The sequence below is a fragment of the Cupriavidus cauae genome (genome assembly GCF_008632125.1).
In the GTDB taxonomy this organism is placed as follows: Bacteria; Pseudomonadota; Gammaproteobacteria; order Burkholderiales; family Burkholderiaceae; genus Cupriavidus; species Cupriavidus cauae.
The window spans coordinates 15252-30968 of record NZ_VWRN01000017.1 but is presented as its reverse complement, the minus strand read 5'-3'; the positions used below and the strand labels follow the sequence as shown (position 1 = coordinate 30968).

At 69.6% G+C, this 15717-nt stretch carries 17 protein-coding genes; 9 read left to right on the top strand and 8 right to left on the bottom strand.

Features of this window, described 5'->3' with window-relative positions; translation table 11 throughout:
- Positions 1–33: 33 nt before the first annotated feature.
- From F1599_RS04870 to F1599_RS04840, 7 genes are read left to right on the top strand one after another with little or no spacing between them, the layout of a single operon-like run.
- Positions 34–774: an SDR family oxidoreductase gene (locus F1599_RS04870; RefSeq protein ID WP_053823623.1), complete on the top strand. Its 741-nt coding sequence runs from the start codon at positions 34–36 to the stop codon at positions 772–774.
- Between the two features lie 59 nt (positions 775–833).
- Positions 834–1475 carry a D-glycero-alpha-D-manno-heptose-1,7-bisphosphate 7-phosphatase gene (locus F1599_RS04865; protein ID WP_150082438.1) on the top strand — a complete coding sequence of 214 codons (642 nt, stop codon included), beginning with the start codon at positions 834–836 and terminating at the stop codon, positions 1473–1475.
- Positions 1472–2659 (top strand): glycosyltransferase family 9 protein, encoded by a 1188-nt coding sequence (locus F1599_RS04860; protein WP_150082377.1) that lies wholly within the window; start codon positions 1472–1474, stop codon positions 2657–2659. The genes F1599_RS04865 and F1599_RS04860 overlap by 4 nt, the downstream gene beginning before the upstream one ends.
- 47 nt (positions 2660–2706) lie before the next feature.
- Positions 2707–4473, top strand: a complete 1767-nt coding sequence (locus F1599_RS04855; protein ID WP_150082376.1) for a carbamoyltransferase family protein — start codon at positions 2707–2709, stop codon at positions 4471–4473.
- Positions 4460–5491 carry a glycosyltransferase family 2 protein gene (locus tag F1599_RS04850; protein WP_150082375.1) on the top strand — a complete coding sequence of 344 codons (1032 nt, stop codon included), beginning with the start codon at positions 4460–4462 and terminating at the stop codon, positions 5489–5491. Before F1599_RS04855 ends, F1599_RS04850 begins: the two co-directional genes overlap by 14 nt.
- A complete protein-coding gene (locus tag F1599_RS04845) occupies positions 5488–6615 on the top strand; it encodes a glycosyltransferase family 9 protein (RefSeq protein ID WP_150082374.1) in 1128 nt (375 codons plus the stop codon). Before F1599_RS04850 ends, F1599_RS04845 begins: the two co-directional genes overlap by 4 nt.
- Positions 6608–7555 (top strand): glycosyltransferase family 4 protein, encoded by a 948-nt coding sequence (locus tag F1599_RS04840; protein ID WP_150082373.1) that lies wholly within the window; start codon positions 6608–6610, stop codon positions 7553–7555. The genes F1599_RS04845 and F1599_RS04840 overlap by 8 nt, the downstream gene beginning before the upstream one ends.
- Positions 7556–7616: 61 nt before the next feature.
- Here F1599_RS04840 and F1599_RS04835 read toward each other — a convergent pair whose 3' ends face one another.
- Genes F1599_RS04835 through F1599_RS04815 form a run of 5 tightly spaced genes read right to left on the bottom strand, consistent with a single transcriptional unit; the run spans position 7617 to position 12055 of the window.
- Complete coding sequence (locus F1599_RS04835) at positions 7617–8540, bottom strand: glycosyltransferase family 2 protein (RefSeq protein ID WP_149318359.1); 924 nt, start codon at positions 8538–8540, stop codon at positions 7617–7619.
- Positions 8541–8554: 14 nt separating this feature from the next.
- A complete protein-coding gene (locus F1599_RS04830; RefSeq protein WP_149318051.1) occupies positions 8555–9289 on the bottom strand; it encodes a PIG-L deacetylase family protein in 735 nt (244 codons plus the stop codon).
- Between the two features lie 3 nt (positions 9290–9292).
- Complete coding sequence (locus F1599_RS04825; RefSeq protein WP_150082372.1) at positions 9293–9664, bottom strand: hypothetical protein; 372 nt, start codon at positions 9662–9664, stop codon at positions 9293–9295.
- Positions 9661–10770: a UDP-glucuronic acid decarboxylase family protein gene (locus F1599_RS04820; protein WP_150082371.1), complete on the bottom strand. Its 1110-nt coding sequence runs from the start codon at positions 10768–10770 to the stop codon at positions 9661–9663. Before F1599_RS04820 ends, F1599_RS04825 begins: the two co-directional genes overlap by 4 nt.
- 13 nt (positions 10771–10783) lie before the next feature.
- The gene (locus F1599_RS04815) at positions 10784–12055 is read right to left on the bottom strand and encodes a glycosyltransferase family 4 protein (RefSeq protein ID WP_149318054.1); all 1272 of its coding nucleotides are present in this window, start codon (positions 12053–12055) and stop codon (positions 10784–10786) included.
- Between the two features lie 484 nt (positions 12056–12539).
- Between F1599_RS04815 and F1599_RS04810 the strand changes: the two genes are divergently transcribed.
- Both F1599_RS04810 and F1599_RS04805 read left to right on the top strand, forming a co-directional pair.
- Positions 12540–13553, top strand: coding sequence for an SDR family oxidoreductase (locus F1599_RS04810; protein WP_149318055.1), 1014 nt, complete (start codon positions 12540–12542; stop codon positions 13551–13553).
- A 16-nt stretch (positions 13554–13569) separates the two neighbouring features.
- Positions 13570–14160 (top strand): diguanylate cyclase, encoded by a 591-nt coding sequence (locus F1599_RS04805; RefSeq protein ID WP_149318056.1) that lies wholly within the window; start codon positions 13570–13572, stop codon positions 14158–14160.
- A gap of 126 nt (positions 14161–14286) precedes the next feature.
- Here the strand turns inward: F1599_RS04805 and F1599_RS04800 are convergent, their stop codons facing one another.
- The 3 genes from F1599_RS04800 to F1599_RS04790 form a co-directional block, all read right to left on the bottom strand.
- A complete protein-coding gene (locus F1599_RS04800) occupies positions 14287–14661 on the bottom strand; it encodes a hypothetical protein (protein ID WP_150082370.1) in 375 nt (124 codons plus the stop codon).
- Positions 14662–14679: 18 nt separating this feature from the next.
- Positions 14680–15123 carry a hypothetical protein gene (locus F1599_RS04795; protein WP_149318057.1) on the bottom strand — a complete coding sequence of 148 codons (444 nt, stop codon included), beginning with the start codon at positions 15121–15123 and terminating at the stop codon, positions 14680–14682.
- A 213-nt stretch (positions 15124–15336) separates the two neighbouring features.
- Positions 15337–15687: a hypothetical protein gene (locus F1599_RS04790; RefSeq protein WP_150082369.1), complete on the bottom strand. Its 351-nt coding sequence runs from the start codon at positions 15685–15687 to the stop codon at positions 15337–15339.
- Positions 15688–15717 lie beyond the last annotated feature (30 nt).

Sequence of the window (15717 nt, the reverse complement as noted above, 5' to 3'; positions counted from 1 at the left end):
GTCACGCCTTCCAAGCCAACTTCAGGAGCCGAAATGACCGATGCGCCAGACGCCAGCCTGCAAGGCAAGACCTTTCTCGTGACCGGAGGAGGGCGCGGGCTGGGCGCCGCGATCTGCCAGAACCTGTCGGCCGCAGGCGCCAGCCTGGTCGTTGCCGACGTCGACGAAACTCTGGCCCGCAACTGTGCCGAGAAGCTCGACGCCAGCGGCGAGCGGGCCTATTCGCTGTCCTTCGACGTGGCCGAGCCGGCCGCCGTCCGCTCGGCCTTCGAGCAGGTGCGCGAGCGCAGCGGCCGCCTCGATGGCATCGTCAATAACGCCGCGATCGACATCACGCTGCCGGTCGACGAGGTCGAGACCGAACGCTGGCACCGCGTGCTGATGGTCAACCTGTACGGTCCCTATCTGATGTCGCACGCCGTGGTGCCGATGCTGAAGGCGCAGGGCGGCGGCCATATCGTCAATATCGCGTCCACGGCATCCAAACGGGCCTGGCCCAACGCCTCGGCCTACCACGCCACCAAATGGGGGCTGCTGGGCTTCTCGCACGCGCTGCACGCGGAACTGCGGCCGCACGGCATCAAGGTGTCGGCGATCGTCGCGGGCGGCATGCGCACCCCCTTCCTGCTCGACCGCTTCGCCGACATCGACCAGTCCACCCTGCAGGACCCGGCCAATGTCGCCCGCGCGGTGCGCTTCGTGCTGACGCAGCCCGAAGAGACCGTGATCCCCGAGGTCATGGTGCTGCCGATGAAGGAAACGTCGTGGCCGTGATCCACGACCCCGGCGCCGGCCTCGGGGCTGGTCCCGGCGCTGGCCCCGACACTGGCCGGATCACGGGCGCCGCAGTACCGGCCGGAGGCGGCGGTGGACTCCCCGGCGCGGTACTGCTGGACAAGGACGGCACGGTATTGCAGGACGTGCCGTACAACGTCGACCCCGACAGGATGCGGCTCGCGCCGGGCGCGGCGCGCGCGCTGCGGCGGCTCGGCCGGCTGGGCGTGCCGCTGGTGGTGGTGTCGAACCAGCCGGGCCTGGCGCTCGGCCGCTTCGAACCGGAGGCGCTGGGACCAATGCGCCAGCGCCTGGGCGAACTGTTCGCGACCCACGGCGCGCGGCTGTCGGGCTTCTTCTTCTGTCCGCATCATCCGGAAGGCGTGGTGCCGCGCTTCACGCGCACCTGCCTGTGCCGCAAGCCGCTGCCGGGGCTGCTGCGCAATGCCGCGGCGATGCTGCACTTCGACCTGCGCCGCTCCTGGATGATCGGCGACATCCTCGACGACATCGAGGCCGGCCAGCGCGCCGGCTGCCACACCATCCTGGTCGATTGCGGCAACGAGACCGAATGGGTGCGCGGGCCGTACCGCACGCCGGAGCATGTCGTCGCGGATCTGGACCAGGCCGCGCGCATCGTGGTCCGCCATCTGGGCGGCACGGTGCGGCACGCCGAACGTTGCCGGGTGGAGGCCTCATGACGGCATGGCGCGACGCCAAACGCATCCTGTGCGTGCGGCTGGACAATATGGGCGATGTGTTGATGACCACGCCCGCGATGCAGGCGCTGAAGGACAGCGACCCGTCCCGTCATCTGACCCTGCTGACCTCGAGCGGCGCGGCGGCGCTCGCCAGCCACCTGCCGATGATCGATACGGTGCTGACCTGGGATGCGCCGTGGGTGAAGGGCAACGGCATCGGCAACCGCACCGGCAGCAGCGTGATGCCGATGGCGCAGCGGCTGCAGGCGGCGCGCTTCGACGCGGCGGTGATCTTCACCGTCTACAGCCAGAACCCGCTGCCCGCCGCACTGCTCTGCACGATGGCCGGCATTCCGCTGCGGCTCGCGCATTGCCGCGAGAACCCCTATCAGTTGCTGAGCGACTGGGTGCCGGAGACCGAGCCCCAGACGCAGGTTCGCCACGAGACGCAGCGCCAGCTCGATCTGGTGGCGACGGTTGGCGCGGTGCCGGCCGACACGCGGCTGCGCTTCCGCGTGCAGCCCCACGACCGGCGCGCGGTGCAGCGGCTGCTGCAACGGTGGCAAGGGGAGGGCGTGCCAGAGAGCGCCGCCTCCGCCCGCTGCGTGGTGATGCATCCCGGCGCCACCGCCGAGTCGCGCCGCTGGCCGGAGGCGCGCTTCGCCGAGGTCGCCCGCACGCTGGCCGAGCAGGACGGCGCGCTGGTGCTGCTGACGGGCGGCGTCGGCGAGCAGGCGCTGGTCGACAGCGTATGCCGCGCCGCCGGACATCCACGCGTGGTGGGCATCGCCGGCGAACTGACGCTCGGCCAGATGGGCGCGCTGATCGAGCATGCCGATCTGCTGGTCTCGAACAACAGCGGGCCGGTCCACCTCTCGGCCGCGCTCGGCACGCCGGTGGTCGATCTCTATGCGCTGACCAATCCGCAGCACACGCCGTGGCAGGTGCCGCACCGCACGCTGTATGCCGACGTGCCGTGCCGCTATTGCTACAAGAGCGTCTGCCCGCAGCAGCACCACCGTTGCCTGAACGATGTCGAAGCGGCCGAGGTCGTGGCCGCGGCGCGCGAACTGCTGGCCGGCGCGCCGGCCGTCACCGATGCGCTGCCGCCGCTGATCGTGCCCGCTCCCGTCATGCCCCCGTTGCCGCCGGTACGCGCCAGTGGCGCGGCGCTGGCGACCTGAACCGGACACAAGGAATCGCGCAGAGGGAATCGCGCAGAGGAGCCGCCATGTACACGCTTGGAATCAACGCCGCCTATCACGACACCTCCGCCTGCCTGGTGCGCGACGGCGAGGTCATCGCCGCGGCGGAAGACGAACGGTTCACGCATATCAAGCACGGCAAGCGGCCGGTGCCGTTCACGGCCTGGGAGCTGCCCTACCATGCGATCGACTACTGCCTGAAGGAGGCCGGCATCACGCTGGCCGATATCGACCATATCGCCTATTCCTTCGACCCCGCGATCATGCTCGGCGAGCGGCGCCACGACGAGACGGTGACGCTGCCGCTGGAGCCGTCGCGGCATGCGCAGCCCGGCGTGGCCGATTCCCCGTGGGACCCGCTGTTCCTGTCCTATGTCGTCAACGCGCCGCGGCAACTGGTGTCGGGCGTGCCGCATCACCTGCAGAAGCGCTTCGCCACCGTGCGCAGCAGCGCCGAGGCGCCGTACCGCTGGCACTACGTCGAGCACCATATGGCGCACGAGGCCAGCGCTTTCCTCGCGGCCCCGTTCGACCGCTGCGCGGTGCTGACGATGGACGGCCGCGGCGAGAGTGCCACCACCAGCTATGGCGTGTTCGACGGACGCGACTACCGCCGCATCAAGCAGATCGACCTGCCGGATTCGCTCGGCCTGCTGTATGAACGCGTGACGCGGCATCTGGGCTTCCTGCATTCGTCCGACGAGTACAAGGTGATGGCGCTGGCCTCGTATGGCGAGCCGACCCGCGCCGACGTGTTCCGCGCGATGGTCCATGGCGACCGCGAGGGCGGCTATCGCATCGACCAGGCCGACCTCGAAGCGGTGCTGGGGCCGCCGCGCGTGCGCGGCAGCGAATTCACGCGCGAGCATTTCAATATCGCGCGCTCGCTGCAGCTGGTGCTCGAGGAGACGGTGCTCGGCATGACGGCGTGGCTGGCCGCCGAGACCGGCGAGCGCAAGCTGGCGATGGCGGGCGGGGTGGCGCTCAACTGCGTGATGAACGCACGGGTGCGCGACCAGGGCGCGTTCGACGAGGTCTGGGTGCAGCCGGCCGCCGGCGATGCCGGCACCGCGCTGGGCGCGGCGCTGTGGATCGACTGGCAGCAGCGCGGCAAGCCGGCGCGGCGCTGGACGATGGAGCACGCTTATTACGGCCCGGCCTTCGACGAGCAGGAGATCGCGGCCTTCCTGGACCAGGCCAAGCTGCCGTACCGCCGGCTCGACGACGTTGCCGGCGAGACCGCCGAACTGCTGGCGCAGAACAAGATCATCGGCTGGTTCCAGGGCCGCATGGAATTCGGCCCCCGCGCGCTGGGCGCGCGCTCGATCCTGGCCTCGCCGATCGATCCGTCGATGCAGCAGAAGCTCAACCAGATCAAGGACCGCGAGGACTTCCGGCCGGTGGCGCCGGTAGTGATGGAGGAACGTGCCGCCGAATGGTTTACGGCGGCCTGTCCCGGCAACTGGCGCGCGCCGTTCATGCTGTTCGTGTTCGACGTCAAGTCCGGGCGCGAGGACCGCATCCCGGCGGTCTGCCACGTCGATGGCACGGCCCGCGTGCAGACCGTGCGGCGCGAGCAGAATCCCGCCTACTACGACGTGCTGGCCGCCTTCGAGCAGCGCACCGGTGTGCCGATCCTGGTCAATACCTCGTTCAACACGCGCGGCGAGCCGATCGTCTGCACGCCGCGCGATGCGGTCGAATGCTTCTGGACGTCGCCGCTCGATGCGCTGGTGATCGGTCCGTTCCTGCTGGAAAAGCCTGCGCGGGAGGGCGTCCATGCCGCTGCATGAGCCCGCGGATCAGGCAGTCGGCCACGTCGAGACCGCGGACGCCGAGCCGCTGGTCTCGGTGGTGATCCCGACCTACCGCCGCCCGGACCTGCTGCACCGCTGCCTGCGCGCGATCGGCGTGCAGCAGTTCGGCGCCGGCACGTTCGAGGTGATCGTCGCCGATGACGGTTGCCAGCCCGAGGTCGAGCGCCTGGTCCAGGAACTGAACGGCGCGTGGCCGCGCTGCACGCTGCGCTATCTGCCGGTGCCCGACACGCAAGGACCCGCCGGCGCCCGCAACGCCGGCTGGCGCATCGCGCGCGCGTCGGTGATCGCGTTCACCGACGACGACACCATTCCCGATCCTGGCTGGCTGCGCGAAGGCTGCCGGGCGCTGTCGACCTCGCCGCAATGCTGCGCGATCACGGGCAGGGTGGTGGTGCCCCTGCCGGCCCGTCCGACCGACCATCAGCGCGATACCGGCGGCCTGGCGACCGCGGAGTTCGTCACCGCCAACTGCTTCGTCCGCAAGGAGGCGCTGCTGAAGGTCGGCGGCTTCGACGAGCGCTTCACGCGCGCGTGGCGGGAGGACTCCGATCTGCAGTTCCGCCTGCTGCAGCAGGTCGGCCCGATCGGTACCGCGCACGGGGCGATGGTGGTGCATCCGGTGCGGCCGGCTCCGTGGGGCAGCAGCATCGCCGCGCAGTCCAAGGTGTTCTTCGACGCGCTGCTGTACAAGAAGCATCCGCGCTGGTATCGCGAGCGCATCCGCCCGATTCCGCCCTGGCACTACTACGTGTCGGTGCTCGGCTTGCTGGTCGCCCTGGTCGCCGCGCTGGCCGGCCATGCCGCGGTGGCATGGAGCGGCTTCGGCGTGTGGTTCGTGCTGACGGCGTGGTTTTGCTGCCGCCGCCTGCGCGGCGCGGCGCTGACCCCTTCGCATGTCGCCGAGATGATCGCGACGTCGATTCTGATTCCCCCGCTTTCCCTGTACTGGCGCCTGCGCGGCGCCCTTGCCTTCAAGGTTGGTTTCCTATGATCAGATTCGCGGACCGTCCGCGCCGGATCGCCGTATTCCGCGCGCTGCAACTGGGTGACATGCTGTGCGCGGTGCCGGCGCTGCGCGCGCTGCGCAAGGCCGAGCCCGATGCGGCCATCACGCTGATCGGCCTGCCGTGGGCGGCCTCGTTCGTCGAGCGCTTCTCGCATCTGATCGACGACCTGATGGTGTTTCCCGGGGCGCCCGGCATGCCCGAGCAGCCGATCCGCGAAGAGGAAACCCAGGCCTTCTACGAGCAGGCGCGCGCGCGCCGGTTCGATCTGGCAATCCAGCTGCATGGCAGCGGGCTGGTGACCAACGCGATCGTGCGGCAGCTGGGCGCGCGGCAGATGGCCGGATTCCGGCCGGTCCCCGCGGCGCCGGTCGCGGGCCGCGCCGAACGCAAATGGCAGCCGGGCGTCGTCTCGTACGGCGCGCGTCCGGTGAAGGAGCTGCTGATCGACTGGCCCGGCGGCAACGAGATCGAGCGGCTGCTGGCGCTGACCAGCCGGCTGGGCTATCCGCCCGATGGCACCCAGCTCGAATTTCCGCTGCGGCCCGCCGACAACGCGGCCTGGCAGCGGCTGGCGTTGATGTACGACCTGATGCCCGGCAACTTCATCTGCGTGCATCCCGGCGCGCGCATGCATTCCCGCCGCTGGCCCGTCGAGCGCTTTGCCGCGGTGGCCGACGTGTTGCGCCAGCACTGGAAGATCGTGGTGACCGGCACGCCCGATGAGGCGGAACTGGTCGGGCGGCTGTGCGACACGCTCGGTTCGCCGGTGATCAATCTGTGCGGCAAGACCGATCTGGGCGCGATGGCGGCGGTCGTCAAACACGCGCGGCTGCTGCTGTGCAACGACACCGGCGCCTCGCATATCGCCGCGGCGATGCACACGCCGAGCGTGGTGGTTTCCTGCGGCAGCGACAGGGCGCGCTGGGCGCCGCTCGACAGCTCCAGCCATCGCGTGCTGGCCGACTATCCGGCCTGCCGCCCGTGCATGCATCAGGATTGCCCGGTGGGCCACCTGTGCGCCGAGGGCGTCGGGGTCGACGAGGTAGTGGCGGCCGCGATGGCGATGACCGGCCAGTCGCGCGAGACGCAGGAGGTCAGCCATGCGTGAGCGGCTGCGCATCCTGACCTGGCACGTTCACGGCAATTATCTGTACTACCTGTCGCAGATCCCGCACGACCTGTACCTGGTGACCAGGCCAGGCTCGCCGCCGGGCTATGCCGGTGCCGTCGGCGCGCTGCCCTGGGGCGCCAACGTGCACGAGGTCGCCTACGAGGACGTGCCGAACCGCGAGTTCGATTGCGTGCTGTACCAGCACCAGCGCCATTGGGATAGCGATCGCGAGACGCTGCTGACCGAGGCGCAGCGGCGTCTGCCGACGATCTTCCTCGAACATGATCCGCCGCAGCAGCATCCGACCGCGACCGTGCATCCGGTGCAGGACCCGAACGTGATGCTGGTCCATGTGACGCCGTTCAATGCGCTGATGTGGGACAGCGGCGTCACGCCGCACTGCGTGGTCGAGCATGGGGTGGTCGTCGATCCGTCCGTGCGCTACAGCGGCGAGGCCCCGCGCGGCATCAGCGTGGTCAACAACCTGACCAAACGTGGGCGCCGGCTTGGCGCCGACATCTTCGCGCAGGCGCGCGAGCAGGTGCCGCTCGATCTGGTCGGCATGGCCGCGGAAGAGGCCGGCGGACTGGGCGAGGTGCCCAATCCCGAGCTGGCGGCCTTTATCGCGCGCTACCGCTTCTTCTTCAATCCGATCCGCTATACGAGCCTGGGGCTCGCCGTGGTCGAGGCGATGATGATCGGCATGCCGGTGGTCGGGATGGCGACGACCGAGATGTCGACGGCGATCCGCAACGAATACAACGGCTATGTCGATACCCGACTCGAGCGGCTGGTCGAGGTGATGCGGCGGCTGATCGACGATCCTGGCCTGGCCAGGGAGTGGGGCGAGCAGGCGCGCGCCAGCGCGCAGGAACGCTTCGGGATCGGGCGCTTTGTCGGGGATTGGTGCGAGGTGTTGCGGCAGGTGACCCAGTAAGAGGGAAGGGGCTGGGCGCTCTCGCGAAGGGCAGGCGGCCCAATTCCCCACCTGCCGCGCCTTACCGCATCTGCGCCGACCCCAGATACCGCCGCAGCTGCTCCACCGTCGGCGGAATCACCGTGCGTTCGCGCAGCACCCATGGCAGCCCGCGTGCGGTATCGACGCATCCCGCCAGTCCGCCTTCGCGCAGCAGCGCCGGCAGCATGCGCACGCTCTCGCGCAGCGCCGCGCCCGCCGGCAGGCGCAGCCACGCCGACCAGATCGCATTGCGCGCCAGCAGGCGGCGGCGCATCCTGTGCGCGCGGATCGGGCAGGGCTGGTGGTAGGCGATCAGTTCGGGGCAGTAGACCAGCTGCCAGCCGAGCGCCGCCAGATCGAGCGCCAGCAGCGTTTCCTCGCCGCCGATGAAGAGCCGCGGATGGTAGCCGCCGGCGCGGCGGTAGGCGTCCACGCGGAACACCGTCGCACCGGCGAGCAAGCCGAGGATCGCCTTGCCCGGCAGGCCCGCCGACGGCAGCGGACTGTCGGCCATGATGCGGCTGATCGGGTCGGTCTGCGGCTCGCTGTCCTCGCGCACCACCATCAGGTGCGCGGTCAGCGCGGCGACGTCCTGATGGCGGTCCAGCGTGTCTGCCGCCAGCTTCAGCGCGCCGGCATGCCACCACGTATCGTCGTCGCAGAACGCGACATAGGGCGTGCGCGCCCAGTCGACGCCGACATTGCGCGCCGCGGCGCCGAGATTGGCCGGCAGCCGCAGCAAGGCCGCCTGCGGAAAATCCCGCCGCACCATGTCGGCGGTGCCGTCGCTCGAGCCGTTGTCGACCACCGCGATGGCGGGACGCTCGGGCAGCGCGCACAGCCGTGACAGCGTGGCGCGCAGCCATTCGCAACGGTTGTAGGTCAACACCACCACGCTGACGCGCGTCTCCACCTGCGCCCGCGCCTGCGATTGCCGGCCGCCGCCGGGCGCAGGCGCCGTGATGCCGTCCGCTACGCTCACACGCTGCCCTCGCTGGTGCAGGCGGTCTGGACCTCGGTCGCATCGCCGGCGCTGGCCTCCCACTGCCAATAGCGCTCGGGCGCGCTCAGGTCGCTGATCGTGTTCGAGTCGAACATGGCCAGCTGGCTGGCGTAGGCGTTGCAGGCGCGAGCCTTGGTGGCGGTGTGCTCGCCGATGGCCAGGTCCACCGGCGTGGACACGGTGCCGGCCGCGTGCCAGCGCGCCAGCAGCTTGTGCAGCATGCCGGGTTTGCGCCGGTAGATCGCCTCTTCGTAATAGAGCCAGGGTGGACCGCCGTGATCGCGTTCACGCCACAGCCGCGCGCAGGCTTCGTGCACCAGCGTGTGGTCCGAATGGTAGAGGCCGCATGGCGCCACCACGGCGCAGGCGTTATGCAGCGAGATCACCTTCGACAGTTGCGCGGCGATCTCGCCCGCGGTGTGGCGCCGGTTGTACTGGCTGTCCAGAAAATCGAGCCAGACCGGCTGCGCGTCGAGGATGGCGAGGCCGGCGCGGTCTTCCTCGCGCCGCGACAGCACCGCCTGCGCCGCACTGGAGAAGCCGGCGCGCCGGTCCCAGTCCGGCGCCGGCATGTCGACCGGCGGTACGCCGGCGAAGACGGTGACGACCACGGAACCGGGACAGGCCGCGAGCAGATTGCCGCAGCTGAATACCGCGTCGTCCAGGTGGGGCGATATCACCACCAGGGGAACGGAGACCGACAGGGACATGGTTCAATCCGGTTCGGTTTGCAGGTCCGCGATGGTGCAAGGATCGCGCCAATCGGTGGCGCGCAGTGGGGTGCGCTGCGTGGTGTCCGGCGCCGCGCCCTCGGTCGTGCCGGGCGTCGCGCTCGAAGTCGGGCCGGATATTGGGCCAGATATTGGGCCGGACATCGGGCCCGATATCTGACCTGACAGTGGACCCTGTAGGGGCCGCGCGCCGGAGGGGCTGCGGTGTGCAAAGGTGTCGGCCGCCCAGTAGATCTTGCACGATGGCAGATCTTCAAGCTGCCGATAGAGGCCGGTGCGCGCGGCCTGCAGCGCTTCGGCACGGCGGCGATGCCATTCGAGCCGGTAGACCAGAAAGGTGATGTTGCCGCTCATCGCGTTGCTCCCCGCGGGCCTGGACCGGCGCCGCGCCGCGGCGCCAGCGTCGCAATGCCGGCGGCGGCCTGCGCTGCCTGCGCCGCGACGGCCAGGCCGCCATCGGCCTGCTGCGCGACGGTGTCGTTGACCGCCGGTGCCGGCATGCCGGCGCCACGCGCCAGCCGCTCGGCGAAGTAGGCGACGGTTCGGCGCAGCCCTTCGTCCAGATCGATGCGCGGCGCCCACTGCAGTTGCAGTCCCGCCTGCGTGATATCGGGGCAACGCTGGCGCGGATCGTCCTCCGGCAGCGGGCGCATCACGATCGGTGCGGACGAGCCCGTCGCCGCCAGCACCTTGCGCGCGATCTCCAGCATCGACAGCTCGCACGGATTGCCCAGGTTGATCGGTGTGCTGTGGTCGCCGGGCGCGTCCATCAGCCGGATCAGCCCTTCGATCAGGTCGTCGACATAGCAGAACGAGCGGGTCTGCGAGCCGTCGCCATAGACGGTCAGCGGCTGGCCCGACAGCGCCTGCGTGATGAAGTTGGACACCACGCGGCCATCGGCGGGATGCATGCGCGGGCCGTAGGTGTTGAAGATCCGCGCGATGCGCACGTCGACGCCGTGCTGGCGGTGATAGTCCATGAACAGCGTCTCCGCGCAGCGCTTGCCTTCGTCGTAGCAGGAGCGCGGACCGATCGGATTGACATGGCCCCAGTACGACTCCTGCTGCGGGTGGCAGTCGGGGTCGCCGTAGACCTCGCTGGTCGACGCCTGCAGGATGCGCGCCTTCACGCGCTTGGCCAGCCCCAGCATATTGATCGCGCCATGCACGCTGGTCTTGGTGGTCTGCACGGGATCGCTCTGGTAGTGGACCGGGGAGGCCGGGCAGGCCAGGTTGTAGATCTGGTCGACCTCGACATAGAGCGGAAAGGTCACGTCGTGACGCATCAGCTCGAAATTCGGCTCGCGCAACAGGTGCGCGATATTGTCCTTGCTGCCGGTATAGAAGTTGTCCACGCACAGCACGTCGTGTCCGGCCCGCACGAGCCGGTCGCACAGATGCGAGCCGAGAAAGCCCGCGCCTCCTGTGACCAGCACGCGGCGTCGATTGGCTTCTTTCATGGGGTCGCTCCGTTCAGGCCGCGACTTGCGGCGCTTGCGCCGTGTCGTCGACGGTGACACCGGCCAGCCGCGCATATACCGTTTCCATCCGCGCGGCGACACCGGCCCAGGTGAAATGCGCGTGCGCGCGGCGGCGGCCGGATGCGCCCATGCGCTCGGCCAGCGTCGGGTCGCACGCCAGCCGCGCGAGCCGAGCGGCCAGCGCCGCGGGATCGTTGGGCGGCACCAGGTAGCCGGTACGGCCATTCAGCACGGTGCTGCGGATGCCGCCGACCGCGGCGCCGATCACCGGTACGCCGCAGGCCATCGCCTCGACCGGCGTGATGCCGAACGGCTCGTACCACGGCGTGGTGACGAACACGTCGGCCGCGCTGTAGAACAACCGCAATTGCTCGCGGCCGCGCCGGCCGACGAAGGTCACCGCGTCGGCCACGCCTTCCTCGACGGCGATCTTCTGCAGCCGGCCGATCTCCGGCGTCGCCGCGGGGCTGGGCTGATCGGAATTGCCGCCGACCACATACAGCCGGGCGCGCAGGCCGAACGCGCGCCGCAGCTCGCCCATCGCACGCACCACGTTGTCGATGCCCTTGCGCGGCACCATGCGGCCGAGCTGCAGCACCGAGAATTCATGCGACGGCCAGCCGAGCGCGCGCCGTGCTTCGAGGCGCGGCACCGGCGAGAATTCGTCGCCGTCGAAGCCGCACGGCACCGTCTCGATCGTGCCGGGATCGGCGCCATAGAGGCGGATCAGGTCGTGCCGGTCCTGCGGGCATTCGGCGATCACGCAGTCCGACTCGCGTACCAGTCGCTCCTCGATCTCGAAGCGGCAGTCGGGAAAGCCGTCGGCGCTGCCCTGGTGCTGGCGCCTGACCTTGCCGAGCGCATGGAACGTCATGACCAGCGGAATATCAAGCTTTTGCTTGACGCGCAGCGCCGCCAACCCTGACATGAAGAAGTTCGCGTGCATCACCATATAGCCGACGCGATCGCGCGCCATGAATTCGGCCATATACGCGCCGAACTCGTCCATATAAGGCAACAGCTGTTCCTTCGGCACGTGGACCGCGGGGCCGGCGGGAACATGGATCACGCGCACGTTCGGAGCGAACGCCACGACCTCGGGCAACAGGCCCTTGTCGCGGCGCGTGAACACGTCCACCGGATAGCCTCGCTTGCCAAGATGGCGCGCCAGCTGCGCCACGTAGATGTTCTGTCCTCCACTGTCCACGCTACCCGGCCCGGCCAGAGGGGAAGCGTGCTCGCTGATCAGCGCGATCCTTTGCATGGTTGGCTCCCAGGGGAGCGAGCTGCCGGCCGTCGCAGCCGGGCGATCCGCTCGCTAGTAAAGCCAGCGTGATTGCAGCTTGCATGCCAGCGTGCGACTTCTCAGGCTGTTGACGGCGAGAAGCGTTATATCGCTTCTCGTTCGGTTCCCATGCCGCACATGAAAATCTGCGCGGGCGTTCGCAGGGCGCTGTCCGGCGCCATGGCGAAATTGCAGCATTTTGTAATACGCGCAAGCAGGCGGCGATGGGCCACTGTTGCATGTCCCGCGCGCGCGACGCACCGGCGCTCCATTTGCGCTGCGTGCGCACTTCCGTTGCACAACGGTGCCGCGGTAGCGCACGAGCATCGCCGGAGCAACTCCGGGAACGCTCTTTGCAGGAAGGTCAAGGCTGCCGGCGGCGAGGCCCGTGCCGGCTGCCACGCGCGTGGTGCGGCGCCGCGATGCGGTGGATGGAGACCCGGGCCGCTGGAGTAGCAAGCAGATGAGAATGACGCTGAAGAAAATCGGGTCGCAGGTGATCGTGATCACCGGCGCCACCAGCGGCGTGGGCCTGCTCGCGGCGCGCAAGGCGGCCGCGCGCGGCGCGAAGCTGGTTCTTGCGGCGCGCAGCGAAGAGGCGCTGCACCAGCTCGCCGAACAGTTGCGCGAGACCGGTTCCGAAGTGATCACCGTGCCGACCGACGTCGGCGATCTCGAGGCGGTCAAGGCGCTCGCGCAAGCGGCGATCGAGCGCTTCGGCGGCTTCGATACCTGGGTCAACAACGCGGGGGTGACGATCTACGGCCGGTACAACGAGGTACCGATGGAGGACCAGCGCAAGCTGTTCGATACCAATTACTGGGGTGTGGTCCATGGCTCGCTGGTCGCGGCCGCGCATCTGCGCGAGCGGGGCGGCGCGATCATCAACATGGGCAGCGAGGCCTCCGATGTACCGCTGCCGCTGCAGAGCGCCTATGCCGCGTCCAAGCATGCGATCAAGGGCTTTACCGACTCGCTGCGGCTCGAGCTCGAACAGGAACGCGCGCCGGTGTCGGTCACGCTGATCAAGCCGGCGGCGCTCGACACGCCGTTCGCCAGCCATGCCAAGAACTATCTGGACGTCGAGCCGGAACTCGCGCCGCCGGTCTACGATCCCGAGATGGCAGCCGAGGCGATCCTGTTCGCCGCCGAGCATCCGCGCCGCGACATGTTCGTCGGCGCCGCTTCCAAGGCCATGTCGTCCGCGGCTTACCACATGCCGGCCCTGTACGACCGCGTGATGCGGCGCTTCCTGGGGCGCGCGCAGTGCACCGCCCGTCCCGCGGGTCCCCGCGAGAACAACGCGCTGTTCCAGGCCACCAACGACCTGGTCGAGCGCGAAGGGCGCCGGCACGTGGTCCGCACCTGCCCCTATACCGCCAGCACCCGCCATCCGGTGATGACCGGCGCAATGGTGGTCGGCGCGTCGCTGGCGCTCGCAGCGGCGCTGGGCATGCGGCGCACGCGCATGCGATGAGCGATGAGCAGCAACGATGGCTGAGGCGGCCACGCTGATCCTGATGTACGGCCTCGTCCCGCTGTGGCTGGTGGCGGGACTGGGCGACTGGGCCTGCCATCGTCGCGAACGGATCGAGCGCAATGCGGGCACCTACGAATCGGCGCTGCATCTGCTGATGCTGGCCGAGGTCGGCGTGCCGGTGCTGCTGGCGCTGTTCTTCGAGGTCAATGCGCTGGTGCTGGCGATCATGATCGTCGCCGTGGTGGTGCACGCCGCGACCGCCTGGTGGGATGTGCATTACACGTACGGCCGCAGGGTCATCGGCCCGACCGAACAGCATATGCACGGGCTGCTTGAGGTGCTGCCGTTATCGGCGGTGGCGCTGGTGGCAGTCGCGCACTGGCCGCAGGCGCTGGCGCTGTTCGGACTGGGCGACCGGGCTCCCGACTTCTCGCTGACGCCGAAACAGCCGCCGCTGCCCGGTTGGTATCTCGCCGCGGTGCTGGCGGCGACGGCGCTATGCGGGGTGTTGCCCTTCGTCGAGGAGTTTTATCGTTGCCGACGCTGGCGGCGCGAGCATGGCGCCGAGCGCGAGCAGCGCGCGGCGGTGGTGACGGAGGGGTGAGGGAGGCGGAGGTTAAGGTGAATGACCTCGGGCGAATGACCTCAGGTGATGGACCTCATGACCTCGGGTGAACGCGCCAGGGTGAGTGAACTGAGGTGACGGCCGGTCGGATGGCCGGCCCGCCGCTCAGCCGACCCGACGCCAACTGCGCACGACCAGGTAGGCCCCATAGGCCGCGGCCAGCGCGAAGATGACGCCGACCACCACCGCATTGTCGCTGCCACCGGCACTCGGCAGGCGCGCCAGCCAGCCTTCTCCCCCCAGCCAGATGACCGCCTCGTGCACGGCCGCGACGACCAGCAGCGTCATTGCCAGCGCATCGAGCAGGCGCGTCCATGCCGGCCGCGTGACCGGCGGCGTGGCAAGCGGCGTGGCAAGTGGCGTGGCGGCCGGCGGCACCGGGTCCGCCGGCGCGCGGCGCAGATCGGCAGCGGGATTGCGCGGGGATTGCGCAGTGGGGGAATTCGGCGAGTCGGGTGAGTTGGGCGGATTCGTCGGCATCGACACAGCCTTCGTGGTCTAGCGGTGTGGCAGCGGCCGGTTGACGGTCGGCCGCGACGGCGAGCGGCGCGTGGTGGCCGGGTACTGCTCGCGCGTCAACTGCTCCAGCACCCGCAGCAGGTCGGCCGCCTCGTGGTAATAGCGGATCAGCCAGGGGCGCAGCATCGGATCCTCCAGTTCGCCGCGCAGCAGCGCCCCGCAGGCGGCCACCGAACGCCCCGCCCGGCGGCAGGCCAGCTGCAGCGGCGTATCGCCGGGGCGCTCGCGATGCGCCGCGCCATCCCCGCGCGGCGGTGCGGCGGGCGTACCGGCGGCGCGCTGCGACAGATCGGCGGCGGCGCGTCGTTGCAGGTTGGCGCGGTGGATCAGCAGCGCCCGCAATTGCGGATCGGCGGCGCTCACCGATGCGGCTTCGAGCGACTGCCCGCAGAGCGCGGCCAGTTCGCCCAGGGCCGCCAGCATGGCGGCCGGGTCGTCTGGAGACGGAGAGGTCGATTTCACAGTGTGCGGACGGTTCGGCAAACGGGCTTGGGCAAACACGGCAATCTCGGCTCGGCAAGGGGGGCGGAGGTCGTGCGGATCGGTGGGATCCGGGGCGCGCTACCGCATGCCGGGGCTTGGCTGCGTGCTGATGGCGGCGTGCTCTAGTGTTTTAGAACGTTTTTCGGAATTGGTTCAGGTGTTTTCCACCGGCGGCTCACTTTCTTGCGGATTGCCGCCGGGGCGCTTCACCGACGGCGGCTCGCCGTTTTCATCGGGAAGGTCGCGCCCGGCCGCGGGGTCGGACTCGCTTGCGGAGCTGCCGCCGCTGTCGCGCTGATCTTGCCGACTGTCGCTCCGACTGTCGCGCTGGCCATTGCGGCCACCGGCATCAGGCGCGCTCTGCGCCGGGGTCGGGCCGGAGGTCTGGCTCCCGCCCGGATCGTTGCGTTGGCCGACCGGGGCGCTGGTTTGCCGCCCGGTATCGCCGGCGCCGGTGTTGCCGGTATCAGGGGATGCGGTCCCGGGCCGAGATTCTGTTGCCATGCGTCCACTCCGTCGAAGGCAAGTTGCACT